Source organism: Arthrobacter pityocampae, assembly GCF_002927275.1.
In the GTDB taxonomy this organism is placed as follows: Bacteria; Actinomycetota; Actinomycetes; order Actinomycetales; family Micrococcaceae; genus Arthrobacter_D; species Arthrobacter_D pityocampae.
Genome location: NZ_PRKW01000003.1, coordinates 223934 through 241641, shown reverse-complemented (window position 1 = coordinate 241641; position 17708 = coordinate 223934). Strand labels below are relative to the sequence as shown.

Here is a 17708-nt window from a genome sequence, read left to right as displayed (position 1 = left end):
AGAGGGCAGAATGGGGACCATGACTGACCAGCAAGGCGGCCCCGGGCCGCAGGCGAACGGCTCCCACGCCGTCGACGTCGGGCCCCCGCCCTCCACCACCTCCGCCCCCCGCCAACAGGATGCGGGAACGGCACCCGGCCTCGACGTCCGGCTCATGTACGGCTTCGGCACCGATCGCGGGCTGCGCCGTGAACTGAACGAGGACTCCTTCCTCGCCGTCGAACCCATCTTCGCCGTCGCGGACGGGATGGGCGGCCACGAGGCCGGCGAGGTGGCCAGCAGCATCTGCGTCCGCACCCTGGAGGCCAGCAGCATCGCCGGGACCCGGTTGCCCCGGGTCACGGCGGCCGAACTCGACGACGTCATCCGGCAGGCCCACCAGAGCATCCGCAGCGAGGCCGGCGGACAGGCAGGAACCACCCTGACGGGCGTCGTGCTCGTCGAGGAGTCCGGCGCCCCCGCCTGGCTGTTCTTCAACGTGGGGGACTCCCGGGCGTACCGGCTGAGCAGCGGGACCTTCGGCCAGATCACCGTGGACCACTCCGAGGTCCAGGAACTCGTGGACCTCGGGAGCATCACCGAGCAGGAGGCCCGGACCCATCACCGGAGGCACGTGGTGACCCGCGCCCTCGGGACCGGCGACGACGCCGATCCCGACTTCTGGCTGATGCCGGTGGAGGACCGCGACCGCATCCTGCTCTGCTCGGACGGGCTGAGCGGCGAGGTCACCGACGAGGACATCCATCTGATCCTGGAGACCGTCCCCGATCCGCAGGACGCGTGCGACGCACTGATCGCCGCGGCCCTGCGCTCCGGTGCCCGCGACAACGTCACCGTGATCGTCGTCGACGCGTCGGACCCCGCCGGGAACCACCCCGGGGCCGGGCCGGGGTGCGGCGCCGCGGCGGGTGGCCGCTTTGCCGCGGACGGCGACCGGTAGCTGCGCTCCACGGACCGGGCGGACCCGCTTGACTGTCCGCCCGGTTGCACGGGACGGGCGGCTGCACGCCCCTAGAATCGAGACGGTCGGTGCTGCACGGTGAAGGGGACGTCCCTGCACGGCACCGGACAGGAAGACAGGGCTCGCCTCATGGCAACCAAACTCGTCAACGCACAGGCCCATCAGCGTGTCCTGGCCAAGGTGCTGGACACCGTGGTCCCCGCTCTCGCGGTGATCGTGGTCTTCCTGCTCGGTGGTGGTCCTGCCATCGTGCTGACCGCCGCGGGGCTGACCCTCCTGTACTGGATCGGCGTCCTCGTCTGGGAAGCGGTGAGCGGACGGACGCCGGGCAACGTGGCCGTCGGCCTGGTGACCGTGAGCGCGGTCGGCGGTCCGCCCGGCTTCGGCGCCGTCCTCGTCCGGGCCCTGGCACTCTCGGTGGCGTCGATCGTCCCGGTGATCGGCCCCTTCCTGCTGCTCGTCTCCAACCTCTGGGACCGGGACGGGCAGCGGAGGGGCTGGCACGACAAGCTCGTGGGCACCTACGTGCTGGACGTCCGGGCCGGCCGCGACCCGCTGCGCACGGGTGGCCTGTACGGCGACGGGGCACAGCCGACGTCGGAGGACGAGGCTGCGTCCCTGGCTCCGGCCGGGGACCGGTCGCAGGACCTGGCCCTCGCCGGGGGCCGGGGGCCCGCGGTATCCCCGGTCGGCACGGCGGGTCACCGGGTCGCGTCACCGGCACCCGCGGCCGTTGCGGCCCCGACGCCGCCACCGATCACCGGTCCGACGGCCGGCGGCCTGCCGTCGGGCGATGGACCCGCGGCCCCGTCTCCGGTCGAAGCCGACGAGGCAGCGGTGCCCGCGCAGCGCGTGCTCGTGTTCGACGACGGGACCGAGGTGGAGTTCGCCGGCCAGGCCCTGATCGGACGGAACCCGGAGCCCCGCCGGAGTGAAGCGGTCGACTACCTCATCAACTTCGCCGACCTCAACCGGTCCGTCGACAGGACGCACGTCCGCGTGGGCTTGGCGCAGGGCTCGGTCTGGGTCACCGATCGGAGCTCGACGAACGGGAGCTACATCGTGGACCAGACCGGCCTGGAGCAGCCCCTCCATCCGGAGGTGCCCATGCTGCTGCCCGCGGGGTGCAGCATCCGGTTCGGGGACCGTCGGTTCACCGTCCGGTAACAGGGGACGAGTCAGGCCGGCGGAGCGAGGGTCAGCGACCCCACGAGGGATGCGTAGGCCTCGAGCGGGTGTTGCCGGCCGGGGATCTCCTCCTGCGCGTACAGCACCGCCAGGGACCGGACGGGTGCCGATCCGAGCAGCCGTGCGTCCCCGCCGGACTCGTCCGCGAGCTCCGCGGCCCGCGCGGCTCCGGTCGCCGCGAGGGCCTCCGGACCGAAGAGGGCGACGGCGGGCACCGTGGAGCCGGTGAAACGCGCCGGGCGGGTCAGACCGGTGAAGCCGACGCCGTGCCCGATCAGGGCCGTGCGTGCCCGTGCCGCGTGCAGTATCTCGGCCATCGCCTGGAGCTCCGCGGCAGGGCGTGGGTCGTCGCTCTCGGCGAGGACCTCGAGCGACTCGACCACGGCATCGGCCGTCCGTTCGACCGTCAGGACCCCGATCGTCGGGATCGGCGAGCTGCTGCCGGCGCCCGGCGCGCCGAGGACCACGAGGCGCGTTGATCGGGGTGAACGCGTGTAGGTGAAGGAGGACACGGCCTCCGCGTCCCAGGACTCGCTGACGGGTTCGTGGAGTCCCCACGCCACGGGCTCCGCGCCGGTGAGTGCCGAGAACACGGCTTCGGTGAAGCTCCCGACCCGCGCCGAGAGGGAGGCCTGGTGGACCGTCTCCGCCCGCACGTGGAGGTAGCCGGAGGGGCGCGGTTCGGCGAGGAGGAAGGAGGATTCCACCTCGGGCCCGGTACGCGGAACGACGCCGTCGGACGAGAATTCGAGGGCCTGCCCCGTGAACCCGTCGTACAGGGTATTGGTGGGGCTCGTGGCGATCCATCGGCAGCCGGGACCACTGAGAAGTGTCGTGAGCGGGAGCGTGAGCGTCGCCGAGGACGGCGTGAGGACCGCGAACTGACGGCCCGAGGCGGCAGCCGCCGTGTAGCCGCGGGCGATCCAGGACGAGAGGGAGACGATCGGCTTGTCCTGCAGCACCGCGCACAGGCCGCCCGTCGCGTAGTCGAAGGGGTGCTCGCCGGTCGGGTCGTTCACGGAGCCTCCTGCAGCTCGGGTGGTCGGGAGATCGTCCGGGGCACGACGACGACCCCGCGGGAGCGCCTTGCGACGGCGTGCGCGAGGGCGTCGGCGAGGTGATCGGTGCGCGGGACGTTGGCGGACGCGTGCAGGTCCTGCCACCAGACGGGGGCAGGCCGGTCTCCGTGGGCCGGGCCGGTGAACACATCGGGGATGCCCGCGGTACCACTGGGTGCCGAGATGTCCGCGCCGGGGTGCAGCCTCGACACCTCCGCCGGCGTGCGGATGAGCTTCGGCCGTTCGACGACGAGGAGCACCACGCCCTGGTCGTCGAGCAGTCCGAGGAAGTGCCCGTCCGGGGAGGACCGCACGTCCACGGCATCGACCACCTCCCGAAGTGCCTCGAGGACGATGCCCTCCGTCGGCTCGTCGACCGACATCACGATCCAGTCGCTACTCACGTCTCACCCCTCCTGACCGGACACCGGGACGGCGATCGTCGCCGGCTCGTTCCACAACAGCTGGACGGTCTGCACGGGCCGGCCCGCCTGCACGAGCTGGCCGCGTCCGGGCGGGAGGGCCCGGGCGCGGACGCCGCCGACCAGGGGTCCCTCGCCGCGGTCACCCGAGAGTACGAGCGCGGCGGTGCCCGAGTCCCGGAGCGAACTCGAGAAGGCTTCGTACAGGCCCCGGGACGAGCCGCGCACACGCCGGGTCAGTACGGCGTGCAGGCCGATCTCGGCGGCGAGCGGGAGGTACGGCGCCAGCCGGGCGAGGGGGGAGGAACCGCCGGCCGTCAGGATGTCGTAGTCGTCGATGACGAGCACGATCCGCGGACGGCCCGCTACCGCGACCCGCCCGGCCCCCGTGCGCTCCTCCAGTTCGACGGCGACGGCGGCAGCGAGCTGCTCGGCCAGGGCCGCACTGGTGGCGTAGCCGCCGAGATAGGAATCGGGCACCTGCTCGGCCAGCGTGCGGCGCGGGTCGAAGACCGCCAGGACCACGTCGTCGGCCGTGTGCTGCGCCACCATGCTGCGGATGATGGTGCGCAGCACGTTGGTCTTGCCGGATCCCTCGTCACCCAGCACCATGAGGTGCCGTTCGCGCAGCTCGAGGTCGAGGAACTCGACGCCGAGGTCCGCCTCGCGCAGGCCCAGGGGTACCAGGGCCTGCCGTTCCGGCACGGGAACCGTGGAGGCGGGGACGGTCTCGGGCAGGACGCGCACGCGCATGGCCCGCTGGTCCGTGGAGGAGGCGATCGCCGCGACGAGGTCGCGCATGCCCTGGACCGCGGTGTCCTCGTCGGAGACGCCGTCGATGCGCGGGAGGGCGAAATGGACCTGCAGTCCGTCCGCGGCGAGGCCGCGTCCGGGCCGTCCGAGGCTCACGGCCTCGGCGGTCTTCCGCCCGTGCGCCGACTCGCCCGGGTCGGCGAGGCGGAGCTCGATCCGGTTGCCGAAGAAGCTCTGCTGGGAGATGCGGATCTCGTTCATGCGGGACGACGTCGTCACGACGTGGAGACCGTAGCCGCCGCCGCGCGCGATGATCGAGTGCACCTGCTTCTCGATGTCCTCGAACTCGTCCGTGAGCTGACCGTAGCCGTCAAGCACCAGCACCACATCCGCGCTCGTCACCTCCGGGATGCTGCCCTGGGCGCACAGCCGGCGCAGCGTCGGGAGGGAGTCGATCTGGTACCGCTCGAAGAGGCGTTCGCGTTCCGTGAGCATCGCGAGGAGTTCGTCCACGGTCCGGCGGATCACTTCCCGGTTGCTGCGCACGGCCACGCCGCCCACGTGCGGCAGACCCTCGAGGGCCATCAGGGAACTGCCGAGGAGATCGATGGCGTAGACGCCCACCTCGGCGGGGCTGTGGGTCAGGGCCAGGCTGGCGACGATGGTGCGGAGCGCCGTGCTCTTGCCGGTCTGCGGTCCTCCGACGATGGCGAGGTTCCCGCCGTTCGCGGACAGATCGAGCTCCCACACGCCCTGCCACTGGCGCGCGGGATCATCGAGGAGCCCGACGCCGATCCTGAGGGGGGCCGTCTGCACCATGGCGTGGCCGAGGCGCAGACCCTGGCTCGTGGTCTGGATGCCGCCGGCTGCGGCGTCGAGGGCGATGCCGACCGGCAGGGGCGGGAGCCAGATGGGGTCGACGGCACGCGGGAAGGTCGACAGCGTCTCCATCAGCGTCGACAGCACGGTGGGTCCCGTGGTGCGCTTCGACCCGGTGGTCGACTGCGGCGCCGGGGTGTCCGCCCCGGCCGGGTCCGTGGAGAGGAGCGTCGCGGCGTACCGCGGGACCTCGAGGACCGCGTCCTGCTCTCCGCCGTCGTCCTCCTGCTCCTGCTCCTCGAGCAGTGCCTCGAGGGGACCCGAGACGTACCCTGCCTTGAACCTGGTGTAGGTGGTGGTGTCCACCTTGAGATAGCCGAAGCCGGGCACGGGCGGTAGGTGGAAGGCGTCGGGTGTCTCGAGCACCGTCCTGCTCTCCGCCTCGGAGAGGGTGCGGAGGCCGATCCGGTAGGAGAGATACGTGTCGAGGCCGCGGAGCTTGCCTGCTTCGATGCGCTGGCTGGAGAGCAGGAGGTGGACGCCGATGGATCGGCCGATCCGCCCGATGGACAGGAACAGGTCGATGAAGTCGGGGCGGGCGGTCAGCAGTTCCCCGAACTCGTCGATGATCACCACGAGATGCGGCAGCGGCGGGAGATCCTCGCCGTGCGCCTTCCGCTCCTGCCGGTGGAGCTGGTAGTCGGTGATGTTCGCCAGGTTCCCGGCGGACTTCAGGACCTCCTGGCGCCGCTGGATCTCGCCGGCGAGGCTGGTGTAGACGCGTTCGATCAGGCTGAGGTCATCGGAGAGGTTGGTGATCACGCCCGTGACCTGGGGAGCCCGCTCGAAGGGGGCGAACGTGGCGCCGCCCTTGTAATCGACGAGCACCATGGCGAGCGTCTCGGGCGGGTGGGTGGCGAGCAGCCCGACGACGAGGCTCCTGAGCATCTCGCTCTTGCCCGATCCCGTGGCGCCGATGCACAGGCCGTGCGGTCCCTGGCCGAACTGGGCGGCCTCCTTCAGATCGAGGAGCGTGGGCCTCCCGCGGTCGTCGGCTCCGAGGGGCACGCGGAGGAAGTCCACCTCGCTGCGCGGCTCCCAGAGCCGGCGGATGTCCGCGGCGCTGAGCTCGGGCGTCAGGCCGAGCATCTCGAGGAAGCCGACCGAGCTCTCCGCGGCGTCGTGTTCGAGGGAGTCCGGCGAGAGTCGCAGCGGCGCCAGATCGCGCGCCAGCGCCTCGGCGGTGGGGAGGGGGAGCGTGTCGAGCATGCCCTGCTCGACGAGGGGATCGACGCTGTCCACCCGGTAGTTCTCGACGGTGAAGCCGGTCGCGGTCTCGCTGATGCGCAGTGCCACCTCGCCCGGTTCCTGCAGCCGGTCGGAGACCAGGTGGACGGTCGTGATGCCGAGCTGCCCTGGAGCGGCATGGGCGTCGGGGAGATGCAGCTCCACCGGGAGCCGCCCGTAGGCGTCCGCCACCACGAGGAGGCGGGGCAGGGCTGTGCCGACCCCGCCGCGGAGGAAGTTCTTGCGGGACTCGGCGGCGAGGCTCGACCTCTCGAGGAGGTCCTCGCGGAGGAGGTCGGACAGCAGGTCGACCGACGGCGCGAGCCGGCGCACCGGACCCGTGCGGTGGGTCTTCTGCTGGTCGGCCAGGTGGGGGAGCCAGGTGGCCCACTCCCAGTCGGCGCGGTCCTCCTCGTCGCAGGCGATCGCGAGGAGCAGGTCCTCGGGGGAGTGGAAGGACGCGGCCTCCGCGACGAGCAGCCGGCCCACCTGCAGCACGAACGCGCGCGACCCGACCACGCTGACGTTGCCGGCGCAGTCCAGGGGGAGGGTGATGGGCAGATCGGGGCTCGACTCGTACCGCTGCTTGAGGAGGTCCAGCTCCGTGGTCATGAACGTGTCCGTCTGCTGAAGGGCAGAACCGGAGTTGGCGACCTGGATCTCGCGGTTGCGCCGCGGACCCGTCCCGACGCGCACCCGCAGGAAGTCCTCATTGGCACGCCGCCGTTCCCACAGGCGCTGCGGGTTGCGGATGATGTCGAAGAGGGCGTCCGGCGGCGGGCTGCTGACCCTGGCGACGCGTTCGGCGAGCTGTTCCTCCGACCGCAGCTGGGTCCTCGACCGCTCCAGGTACTCGAGGTAGTTCTCGCGCTGTTCCCTGCGCTGCCGGCCCTGCTTGCCCCGCTGGCTGAGCATCATCACGACCGAGGCGAGCACGGTGACGATCATCATGAGCGCTCCGACCGCAGCCAGGGAGGACCCCCTGAAGAGCATCATCACGGTCATCGAGAGGCCCGCGCCGAGGAGCGGGACGAGGGACATCATGTTCATGCCTCCACCGCCGGACTCCACCGGTGGCGGGGCATCCAGGCTGAAGGGTGGGAGCTGGCGGGCCGGCGGCGTCGTGCGGGCGGGCCGGTGGACGATCCGGACGCTCACCGCGCACCACCGTCGATCGCCAGCCGCAGCGCCCGGGACGCGAGGCCGCTCGCCTGGAGCCGTGTCCGCCGGGCGAGCAGTGCCAGGTCGAGTTCGACGCCGGCCGCGAGATGCCGGTCGTAGTCGAGGTGGACCGCCGGGATGCCGGCATCGCCCAGCCTCGCGGCCTGGCGCGCGGGGTCGAGGGCGGCGCGGTCGTCCACCTGCACGACGACGACGAGCAGCGGCACGTGCCCGGGCCCGCCCGGCTGCGGGCGGCGGGACGCCACGGCGAGGGCGTCCTCGATCCCCGCGACGGAGGCGGGGGTGACCAGGAGCGCGGCGTGCGCCTGGTCGAGGGCCCAGAGCGTCGGGGCGAGGTCCATTCCCGCGCCGCAGTCGTAGACGGTGACGGGGCAGAACCGCGAGACGGTGCGCGCCAGGGCGGTCGCTTCGTCGGAACTCACGCGGGCGAAAGGAGGTGCTGCGTGGCGGTCCGCTCCGCTGCCGGTGACGAGCAGGTTGTCCTGGGCCCGCCCCATGGACCGGGCGAGGTCGGCGACCGTGGCCGCGGGACCCGCTGCAGCGAGCTCCGCTGCCGTGGGTGCGGAGTCCAGGCCGAGCCTGAGATCGAGGGTGCCGAGACCCGTCCCGGCGTCGATCGCGGCGATGGTGTCCGTGCGCAGGGCGGAGAACACCCGGGCGAGCAGGGCTGACGTCGTCGTGCGCCCTGCCCCGCCGCGGGACCCGACGACGGCGATGCGGCGTCCGGTCGTCACGGGCGCCTGGGCGCCGGCCGCGGCCCGGGTGAGTTCCTCGACGTAGGTACCGCTGCGGAACAGATCGGTGACGTGCTGCGCGGCCGCGCGCAGCGCGCTGTCCGCCGGCCGGGTCCTCAGGATCCGGCGGAAGCGCTCCTCCGGTGTCTCGAAGGGGTCGGTGCGTACTGGGCGGTCGGTCTCGGTGGTCATGGGGGTCACCGGAAACTTTCGAGGAGTTGGGCGAAGACACCGAACATCCCCACGATCAGGGGGACGGACGCGAGGATGGCGAGGGTTTCGAGGCGCTTTGCCTGCTGCCGGCCCCGCGCGGCGACGTGGTCGGCCGGTTCGACGGCCAGGGAGAGGGCGCTCAGCACGCCGATCAGGAGGACGACGGCGGCGCTCAGCCACGGCTGCTGGGGCAGGAAGCGGAGTGCGCTGACGGCGAGTGCGGCGAGCCCGACGGCGGATGCGGTGTACAGGGCGAGCCGCTCCGCAGCCAGGGGGAACGCGCGGGCCCGAAGGGCCGTCGCCACGGTCAGCGCGGCGAGCAGCGGCAGCGTCCACACCTGAGTGGTGTCATCGGTACCGAGGATCCACAGGCCGGCGCCGATGGAGGCGGCGGTGATGACCGACCCGAAGCTCAGGGTCGCGTGGGCCGCCGCGACGGCGTCGAGCGCGTCGGTCCGGGCGATCGTGTCCCCCTTCGCGCGCTGGTCGTCGAGGGTGGCGAGACCGGATGCGGACAGCGCGATCTTGGGCAGCATGCCCAGCACCAGGATGCTCGCGAGCGCGGCGAGTGCGGCCGCCCTCGGAGGCTCGGACGCGAGGGTCGACGCCGCCACCCAGACGAGGGCGACAGCGCCGAGGGTCAGGGCCGCGCTGGTCATTGCCCGGCGCCGGGTTGCGACGATCCCGACGGCGAGGAACAGGAGGACGGTCAGCGCCGAGGTGAGGAGCGCCGTCATCGGCAGGCCCTCACCCCGGTGGACGATCCCGGCGAAGGCACAGATCCACCCGGCGGCGAGGAAGGCGACCCCCAGGGCCCGGAATCGGGGGACCGTCCCTGCCAGGGTGCCGGCCCCGAGGAGGACGGCCCCGAGGACGCACAGGACCCACCAGGCGCTCGTCGGGGCGTAGGCCGCGAGGAGCAGTTCCGCCCCGGCCCAGAGTCCGAGCGCGGCGAACACGATGGCCGTCGCCGCGGTGAACCCGGCGGTCCACCGGCCGCGCACCTCCGGAGTCCCGTCGACGACGAGATCGGTCACGTCGTAGACGACGGCGGCGGGCGGCGCTTCGGCCGCGTTGCACAGGAGGAGGGAGGATCCGTCCGTGACGCCGGCGTCGTCGAGCGTTCCCGCGGCGTCGAGCGGTGTGCCGTCGGGGCTCACGAGCAGTTTGGCGGCGACGTCCTCGCTCGGCTCGTCCTGCAGAAGGTCCAGGACCTGCGGCATGAGCCCTCCTACCGGGCGGTCGGAGGGCAGGAGGAGGTCGAGGTGGCGCTTGGCGCCGATGAGCGTCACCCGGGTGAAGGCGTGGGCCATCCGATCAATCTCCTGCGGTTCGGTGGGCTGGCCACGGCGAGGCCTGGACGTGGAGGTTCCACGCAGGCTGGTATGCGGCGCTTCCCTGCTGCTGTTGCTGCTGTTGCTGCTGTTGCTGCTGGCGTTCGCGCTGTTCCTCGAGAAGGTTCCCGACGAAGGAGATACCGACGCACACCGCGGCGACGACGGCCGCGAGGGCGACGCTGAAGAGGAACAGCCGCACGGAGTCGAGCCACCGCCGCTGGTGCGGATTGGCACCGAACAGGACCGCGTTGGTGAGGCGGTTCCGGCGGACGGTGACGGATTCGATGAGCTGGCTGTCATAGTCGTTCGCCACAAGACCCCCCAAGATGTTCCTGAAACCGTTCATATCCTCGCACCTCTCAGGGCAGTTTCCCGACCTTTGACCCTTGACAGAAGAGAAGTCGTCTTAGCGTGGTGCTTGACCGGGACGGCTGAGCAGGTTGTGATGTACACAGCAAGCCCGCGCGGACATTGTCGCGTCGTCGGGTGCGCGACCGGGAGCGGTCTCACGTCCCGGGTCATAACGAGGCATCGAAGAGCGCCGTACGGCGCCAAGGGGGAACATCGTGAAGTTCGACATGGGTTCGCAGACACTGTCCACACTGACGCAGCAGACCGGCACATCGAACGAGGATCTCGGGCAGCTCGTCCGCAGCCTCGTGGACGCCGTCGCCCCCCTCGAGGGGAAGTTCAACGGCCAGGGCCGGGTCCGCTTCGACGAGTTCAAGCACCGCACCGACGTCGTGGCGAGCGAACTGAATACCTCCCTCGGCATCATCCTGCAGGGCCAGTCGGAGATGGACATCGCTTTCCAGACCGGCGATCAGGAATCGGCCGACAACGCGACGCAGCAGCAGGGCTCGGCAGCGTTCGACGCCGCCCGCTTCGGCGGGCGCTGACCAGCCCCGACCACCCCGGACCGCCCCGCGCGGTCCCGCCCGGCAAGGGCTCCATTCATTCTCGAGCACGGCGCCGGACCACCGGCGCGGAAGGACACACCATGTCACAGGATCGCGTCAGCTTCGACACCGACATCTCCGCCTCCGTCCAGGGGGACATCCAGTCGATCGTCGGGCGCCTCGAGGCGCTCATCGCCGATCGCGAGAAGGCCGTCAGCACCGCCATGTCGGACTTCCAGGCCGACGGCGTCTCGGAGGAGTACCAGGCCGTGGAGATCCGGTTCAAGAACGCCGCCAATGAGACCCGCAACATCATCTCCCTCGTGAAGGCGACGCTGGGCCTGAACGACCAGACCGCGACCGGCGCGGGCTCGCGGGCACGATCGGCCGTCCAGAACATCGGCTGATACGCCCCGGCAGCACTGCATACGGGCACTTCTGCGGGACGAGACGGGGGAATTCGATGTCCTACGACATAGCGACCGGCGAGGTCGTCGCTGTGCTGAACAGCGTGAACGGTGAACTGCAGGCCTACGAGGCGCTCTTCGCGAGCGTCGGGGAGAATCTCTCAGCTCTCGCCACGGCCTGCATGGCAGAGCCCGTCTCGGCGGAACTGCAGTCGCTGAGCACCGAGGTGGTGCAGCCCGCCCTGCAGAACGTGGCGGGACGGTCCGGGGCAGCCGTCAGCGCGGTGAACGAGGTAGTGACCATCCTGACCACGGCGGACATCGACATGTCGACCGCCGCGAACCAGGCAATGGTGCGCACCGAGCAGGCGAAGGTGGACGACCTGCCGGACGGCGGCGGGACCGCGGTGCCGGCCGGTCAAACTACCCCCCGCTAGCCCACGCGCCGTGGGCACCATGCGGCTCTCGGCCGCTCCGCCCCCCCCCCCCGCGGGTCCGGAACCCATTTTGGAAGGTCTCATATGACGATCAACATCGCTGAGTTCGAAGCGGTGCTGCCTGATGCAGAAGTCATCCGGACGGCCGCGGGGGCATTCAAGGACACCGTCGGTTCGATCAACACCACGGCCACCGTCACCGCGTCCACGTGGACGCGGCTCGAGGGCGGTGTCTACGACGTGCCCGGCAAGGAGCAGGTCTTCAGTGCGTTCGTCCCGGTCCTCACGGCGTCCGGTGACCTGGTCGAGAACGCCGCGACGGTCCACACCGCCACGACCGCCTATGCGGAGGCCGTCGATGCCCTCAAGGTGAGGCTCGAGGGCGTGAAGGCGGACACGGCCTCGTTCTACCGGGAGGTCGACGGCAGGCCCCAGGACGAGTGGGACGACGACGAGGGCCTCGTCGAGAAGGAGCTCGCGATCATCGGGGCGCTCGACCAGCTGTTCGCGGACCTGCAGGCCGCGCAGCGGGACTGCGCCAACGCGATCAGCGGGATCTACGGTGGCCCCTCCTACGTCCAGACGACGGAGGAGGGCGTCACCGCCAACCAGGTGGCCTACGGGTACTCGAGTGATCAGCTCGACGCCGCGGCCGCTGCGGGGGACATCCCGTGGGGCAAGCCGACCGAGTGGGACAAGCCCTGGTACAGGGATGTTGGGGACTCGATCGCCTCCTTCGGCAAGGGTCTGTGGTCCGGGGTCACGGGGACGGTGACGGGCCTGGGGAACATGGTGGGCCTCAATGGGGCCGAGGCGTTCAAGCAGACGTGGGCGGGGATCGGCAAGCTCGCCGTGAATGTCGCGATCGTCACCAGTCCTGTCCTGCAGATGTCGTTGCGGGCTACCGGGAACGGGGACGTCGCCGACCGTGCCGGTGAGGAGCTGCTGGCGGTGGGCAAGGCGGCGATCCACTGGGACGAGTGGCAGTCGGATCCCGCGTACGCGGCCGGTGCGACGACGTTCGACCTCGCGGCCATCCTGATGACGGCCGGCGCGGGGGCCACGGCGAAGGTCGGCTCGGTGGCGGGCAAGATCGGCACGATCGGCGGCAAGGCGGGCACGGTCGTGAAGGTGACCGGGATCGGGAAGGTCGCCGTCGGCACGGTGAAGGCGACCGACTTCATCCAGGGCGTGAAGGTCAGCACCATCACGATCACGGCCGACGTCGGCCGCACCGTCATCGCCAAGGTCGATGACGTGTACCGGGCCGGGACCGCCGGGGTGGGGAACACCGTCCGCAACGGTGTGGCCGTCATGAACGACGCCGGGGACAGGATCGTCAATGCCCTGTCGCCGCAGCCGGTCCTTGCCGGTGCGGGAGGGGTGCCGACGCGCCCGGGTGCCCTGCTGAACGCCGTCGAGACGCACGCCGGTTCGCAGGGTGGCGGAAGCGGGGCCGGACAGGCTCCGACCGGCCGGGGCTCGGGCTCGGGCTCAACATTGGGTTCGTCGGCGTCATCGTCGTCCCCGAATCTCAGCGAGGAGATCCGTCGGCGGAACGAGGGCCGGTTCGGGCAGACGGTCGACGAGCAGCCGACGCCGGTGCGCACGAATATTGATCCGGCGCCCGATGAGCGGACGGGGGCCGCCGAGACAAGCCGGTCCTCCACGCCGGAAGCGCCGGAGCGGACCCAGCCTGAGGCTCCGGACGGGACCGGCACGTCTGCAGCTACCCCGGGTACTGCTGATGCTCCGGACCAGGCAGGCATGGCGGGCCGTTCCGCAGGAGCAGCCATCCCGGATCGACCCGAGGCACCCGAGCGTACGCGCGACCGGTCCGACGGCACCGACGAGAAAAACATCGGCAATGCAGGCTGGGCGCCCGAGAATTCGGACATTCCGTCCAAGACCGGCGGAGAACAACGGGAGTCTGCTGCAGTGGAGGCACCGGAAGGCCCGTCCGCGGGACGCGACAAGATGGCCGACGGCGAAAACCCATCTGACACAAACCCGCGCTCTATGCATGACGAGGATCAGACAGGCAGTGACAACGAACCTGCCGGGAATAACACAGCAGGAACTGCCGGGGATCATCCGACGAGCGAACCGGTCCCTGTACGCGATGACGTTGATGAGTCCACGTCTCATTCCACGCTCAGCGAGACGTGGGACAACTCCTCACCCAAAGTTGAGTTCGACGAGGCAGGCAATCCGGTCAAGCTGATCTTCTCGGACGGTGAGCACCGGGTCGCATTCTCCAATGATCACCTGGGCAACGGCGCCCGCGACATCATGGAGCACATCGTCCCGGCGCTGGAGCGGCATGGGCGTGACATGGAGTGGCTGAAGGACATCGTCAAGCGGGAAGCATCAGAGTCCCTGTCGGTCGCCGACATGCAGGCGCTGTTTGATGTGCGGCGTTCGATACCGGACTTAACCGGCGATTCAGTGATGCAGAAGGTCCTGAATCACAGTAGTGGGGACTTCGTGCTGTCCAACGTGCCGGACTGGAGAGGAACTGTTTTAGGATTCGTCACCGATGGCGCTGACGCCCGCGAACTGCTGACACCTTCAGAGATTTTCCGGGCGCTGAGGTTGGACTATGAGAATACTGGTTTCCGGAATGATGACAGCCTGCCTGTCCGGGCCATTCGCTTTTCGTCGACGAATGCATTTGAGGCCCTTATTCCAGACGAGTCTCTGGTCCAAAATCTACAACGGAACGGCGTAGATGTACCACAGGAGATTCTGGCCGAGCGGCCACCTGCCTCCAGGGAAGGTGACTCCTACCCCAATACCGGGCACGGTTTTACTGCAAGCGCTTTTGATCGGAAGCCGATCATGGTCGAGTACAAAGCGAGTGACCCGATGAAGATGAGAAAGGGTGCTGAGATGTGGGAATTGACTGGGGATCGCGTGCCGGTTCTCGTCGGAATATTTGACGGCGCGAATTGGCGTCGCATTGATATCAACGCTCCAACGGCATCATCATGATTGCGCGGTCTGGAATTAACAGCGAAATCATCCCCCTTCATGCGTCCGGCTTGAGAGCGACGGGCGACTGGATAGAATATCGAGGTCATCTGTACCCCATAACGAGTCACGAACCGAACTTCGAGATTCGGTACTTCGGGGTGGTGCCGCCTGATTCCGAATGGGCCCGACGGAAAGGCTCTGATGAGCAGAGCGGCGGACTGGCCGAGTACACGAAGATTATTTCTGCAGGTGAGGTCACGCGCCGTATAAGCCTGAAAGCCAAGGCTGTCTGGGACGGGACAGAGTTCAATCTGATGGGTTTCGACGCGAATGGTAACGCCTGGCTTCTCGCGTATGTTCCCGGCGAAATTGCTTTGGCGTTGGTCGCCGGGAAGCACTCTTGGGAGATGTTCGATCGAAGCAGTGTGTCGGGCAGAGTGCCGGTCAGTGAGCTCACTGACGTCAGCGAGACGATGAGGGAGCTCCCTCTTCCGCGGGCGTAATCGCCGCACAGGAGGAGGGAGCCTGACCTTTTGGGTGTCGGGCCTGTGAGGCCGGGACGTAGGGTTCAGCGTAGCGGGGTAGAGGTTTTCGGGTGCTGGTTCGTGTCGAGATGTTGAGGGGGTTCCCGTGATTTTTCAGAAGGCTTTGAGTCCGGCGCATACGCGGTTCCTGGTGGAGGGCAACCAGGACACGGTCGCGGGCTATGTGGTGGGCGCCGGGGAGGTGGCGAAGCTGTCCGCGGCCCAGTTGTTCGAGGCGCACGGGCTGGGGTTCCCGGGGTCGCCGTTCGATCCTGCGGCGGAGTTCGTGGATGTCCTGCGGTTCGCGGATCCTTTGCCGGTGTATGTGACGACGCCGGTCGCTCCCGAGTTCGTGGATCATCCGCCGTTCAAGGGTCATGGGTTCACGGCGTGGGAGGGCGGGTTCGCGCCCCTGTACTTCCTCGATGAGTGCCGTATCCCGGTGGAGTCTGAGCTGTGGCGGGTGCATGCGGATGCCCGGGAGGAACTGGTAGCGGTGTACCGGGATGTGGCGCGGGGGTGGACGGTCCTGCCGACCAGCGGGTTCGCCCAGCCCGCGGCCCGGGTGCCCGAGGTGGTGATGGGGTGGGTCGCGGTTTGGAACGGCGTCCGGTTCAGCGCGGATGTGCTGGTTGGCGGGGCTGAGGTGATGCTGGCGGCGTCGACGGCCCCGCCGGCCGGGGTGACCGGGTTCCGGCAGACCGGTCGGGGGTGTTGGGGGCGGATCGTCCCGATCGGCGAGGTGGACGAGGTGTTCGAGTTGCTTGCGCGGTGCCGGTTCGAGGGTCAGCCGTTCCGGATCACGGCGGTGGCGGAGCAGGACGGGCAGCGCGTGTTCCGCCTGTCCTATACCGGACATGATTCCGGGGTCGCCGAGGGTCTGGGGCTGAACAAGGCTGACGCGGGCGTGTATTGGACGGTGGTCCCGGAGACTGCGGTGACCGACGTCGAGTTCGTGCAGAACATCCCGCAGAACCTTCCGACACGGACGACCAGCTGATCCCAGTCTCGGCTTAGGGAGCGACCTACCGGGCAATGGGCCCCATGCAGGACTGACAGCCCGGCCGGACGGTCCACACCCACATCGAGGACTACCGACCGGGCGATAGCTTCCGGTCGGAGAGCGTCCAGCGCTCTGCGGGTCGCTCGGGTATGGAGGAGATGTACCCGGGAGTCAATCGCACTGAACTGGACCGTTTGTACCACTACGACGGCGGACATCTTCACGGGCTGGCAGCCGGTGGCGTTCCCGAGCGAATCAATCTTCAGCCCATGCTCAGCTCACTCAATCAAGGATCCACGTCCGTGCCCAGCTTCCACCAATTGGAGCGCAATCTTATACGGTTGGCGGAGGGACCCCCGGCTCGAAGGGTGACACTCGACATCGAGAGTATATTCGGTACTGGGTCGACGCCAGAAGGTTTCAAGGTCACGTACTTTGTTGATGGCCTGAGGCAGCCGCGGGAGTACTTCCCGAACAAAGTGGTCGGATGATCCACGCCATGTCGTCTTGAGGATTAGGTGCACTTTATGCAAATAGAACAGCGTGAACTCGAAGTAGCTTTAGCACGAGAGGTTGATGGTGCAGTTCCCGGTGGCTGGGATAAATTGCGCTTCGAGGCGACGCTGATGGGTAATGTCACCACCTGCCTCAGCTACGCCGTTCGGTCAGGGGAGGAAGAGCGACTGGATCCTCCTTCTTCGGTAGAAAATCTACTCGCCGACCTGAAAGACGCTGTGGCCCAGTTCGGCAAGGGCACATGGATCTCGCTGACAATGGTCTTGACTCCTGACGGGGGCCTTACGCTCGACTACAATTACGACCGGGAAACTGGTTTCGGTCTGAGCGTAACGGCCAATGACTTCTCTCTCGAGCTCGCATCATATCCTCGGGACAAGGAGTTGGTGCCGGCGTGGTGGCGGGAGCGAATTGCGCGGGGTGACGCGTGACGTCCCTCGAGGCGTCGTTCGATCCCGAGTTGTTGGCGGTCGCGGCCCGGTGGTTCGGGGGCGTCAATCCGGCGTGGCGGAACGGCGAATGGCTCTGCTACGACGCCAAAACGGACGGGATCGTGATCAGTGGTGCGCCAGGCGCGGTGTCCGTGTTCTTCAATATTCATCAGGGTGACCGTCGCAGGCCCGACGTGGTGTGCACGGATCCGCTCGATGCTTTGAGGTACGTGCTGTTCCGATCGGGTCTGAAACAGCGTCAGCGGTACTTGTACGGGCGTCTGCTGGTTTCGTTTTCGCCCTCGCTCGCGCGACCGGGGTTCGTCATCACACCGAATGAAGGAGTCGGGGCGACGCTGACGATGGAGGACGCGGAAGGCCGACCGTCGGGCCGGAGGGTGGGGTTCAAGCTGGCCGGGCGGGCGACGGAAGCGACGTTCTATCTGAATGCGGGCTTCCAGGACATCCTGGATTCGATCCACACGTTGAGCGGTGAGCCTTTGTTCGGGGACGTCCGGCAGGTGCAGCCGACCGGCGTCGAGAATGCCAGGCCCTGACCTG

At 68.9% G+C, this 17708-nt stretch carries 17 protein-coding genes; 11 read left to right on the top strand and 6 right to left on the bottom strand.

Annotated features, from left to right (window positions below):
- The first annotated feature begins 19 nt into the window (after positions 1 to 19).
- Together C4K88_RS07585 and C4K88_RS07580 are read left to right on the top strand one after the other, a co-directional pair.
- Entirely contained in the window at positions 20 to 940 is a 921-nt protein-coding gene (locus C4K88_RS07585) for a PP2C family protein-serine/threonine phosphatase (protein WP_104121033.1), read from the top strand.
- Between the two features lie 150 nt (positions 941 to 1090).
- Entirely contained in the window at positions 1091 to 2128 is a 1038-nt protein-coding gene (locus tag C4K88_RS07580) for an RDD family protein (RefSeq protein WP_104121032.1), read from the top strand.
- Between the two features lie 11 nt (positions 2129 to 2139).
- Here C4K88_RS07580 and C4K88_RS07575 read toward each other — a convergent pair whose 3' ends face one another.
- From C4K88_RS07575 to C4K88_RS17340, 6 genes are read right to left on the bottom strand one after another with little or no spacing between them, the layout of a single operon-like run.
- The gene (locus C4K88_RS07575; protein ID WP_167398992.1) at positions 2140 to 3168 is read right to left on the bottom strand and encodes a DUF6177 family protein; all 1029 of its coding nucleotides are present in this window, start codon (positions 3166 to 3168) and stop codon (positions 2140 to 2142) included.
- The gene (locus C4K88_RS07565; protein WP_104121029.1) at positions 3165 to 3611 is read right to left on the bottom strand and encodes a hypothetical protein; all 447 of its coding nucleotides are present in this window, start codon (positions 3609 to 3611) and stop codon (positions 3165 to 3167) included. Before C4K88_RS07565 ends, C4K88_RS07575 begins: the two co-directional genes overlap by 4 nt.
- 3 nt (positions 3612 to 3614) lie before the next feature.
- A complete protein-coding gene (gene eccCa, locus C4K88_RS07560) occupies positions 3615 to 7646 on the bottom strand; it encodes a type VII secretion protein EccCa (RefSeq protein WP_104121028.1) in 4032 nt (1343 codons plus the stop codon).
- On the bottom strand, positions 7643 to 8596 hold the full coding sequence (locus C4K88_RS07555) for a CpaE/TadZ family protein (protein ID WP_146065647.1): 954 nt from the start codon (positions 8594 to 8596) through the stop codon (positions 7643 to 7645). The genes eccCa and C4K88_RS07555 overlap by 4 nt, the downstream gene beginning before the upstream one ends.
- Before the next feature lie 5 nt (positions 8597 to 8601).
- Positions 8602 to 9930: a type VII secretion integral membrane protein EccD gene (gene eccD, locus C4K88_RS07550; RefSeq protein ID WP_167398991.1), complete on the bottom strand. Its 1329-nt coding sequence runs from the start codon at positions 9928 to 9930 to the stop codon at positions 8602 to 8604.
- A 4-nt stretch (positions 9931 to 9934) separates the two neighbouring features.
- Positions 9935 to 10267, bottom strand: a complete 333-nt coding sequence (locus C4K88_RS17340; protein ID WP_167398990.1) for a hypothetical protein — start codon at positions 10265 to 10267, stop codon at positions 9935 to 9937.
- A gap of 265 nt (positions 10268 to 10532) precedes the next feature.
- Here C4K88_RS17340 and C4K88_RS07545 point away from each other — a divergent pair, with 265 nt between their 5' ends.
- The 9 genes from C4K88_RS07545 (at position 10533) to C4K88_RS07515 (ending at position 17704) form a co-directional block, all read left to right on the top strand.
- Positions 10533 to 10853, top strand: coding sequence for a hypothetical protein (locus tag C4K88_RS07545; protein WP_206604357.1), 321 nt, complete (start codon positions 10533 to 10535; stop codon positions 10851 to 10853).
- A gap of 101 nt (positions 10854 to 10954) precedes the next feature.
- Entirely contained in the window at positions 10955 to 11260 is a 306-nt protein-coding gene (locus tag C4K88_RS07540) for a pore-forming ESAT-6 family protein (RefSeq protein ID WP_104121024.1), read from the top strand.
- A 56-nt stretch (positions 11261 to 11316) separates the two neighbouring features.
- Positions 11317 to 11697 (top strand): DUF6507 family protein, encoded by a 381-nt coding sequence (locus tag C4K88_RS07535; RefSeq protein WP_104121023.1) that lies wholly within the window; start codon positions 11317 to 11319, stop codon positions 11695 to 11697.
- A gap of 84 nt (positions 11698 to 11781) precedes the next feature.
- On the top strand, positions 11782 to 14691 hold the full coding sequence (locus tag C4K88_RS07530) for a hypothetical protein (protein ID WP_104121022.1): 2910 nt from the start codon (positions 11782 to 11784) through the stop codon (positions 14689 to 14691).
- Positions 14692 to 14741: 50 nt separating this feature from the next.
- Entirely contained in the window at positions 14742 to 15176 is a 435-nt protein-coding gene (locus C4K88_RS17115) for a hypothetical protein (protein ID WP_146065646.1), read from the top strand.
- 127 nt (positions 15177 to 15303) lie between these two features.
- Positions 15304 to 16197: a hypothetical protein gene (locus C4K88_RS07525; protein ID WP_104121016.1), complete on the top strand. Its 894-nt coding sequence runs from the start codon at positions 15304 to 15306 to the stop codon at positions 16195 to 16197.
- A 152-nt stretch (positions 16198 to 16349) separates the two neighbouring features.
- Complete coding sequence (locus C4K88_RS17905; protein ID WP_104121021.1) at positions 16350 to 16691, top strand: DNA/RNA non-specific endonuclease; 342 nt, start codon at positions 16350 to 16352, stop codon at positions 16689 to 16691.
- 36 nt (positions 16692 to 16727) lie between these two features.
- Positions 16728 to 17147, top strand: a complete 420-nt coding sequence (locus C4K88_RS17110) for an antitoxin YezG family protein (protein WP_146065645.1) — start codon at positions 16728 to 16730, stop codon at positions 17145 to 17147.
- On the top strand, positions 17144 to 17704 hold the full coding sequence (locus C4K88_RS07515; RefSeq protein WP_104121020.1) for a hypothetical protein: 561 nt from the start codon (positions 17144 to 17146) through the stop codon (positions 17702 to 17704). Before C4K88_RS17110 ends, C4K88_RS07515 begins: the two co-directional genes overlap by 4 nt.
- Positions 17705 to 17708 lie beyond the last annotated feature (4 nt).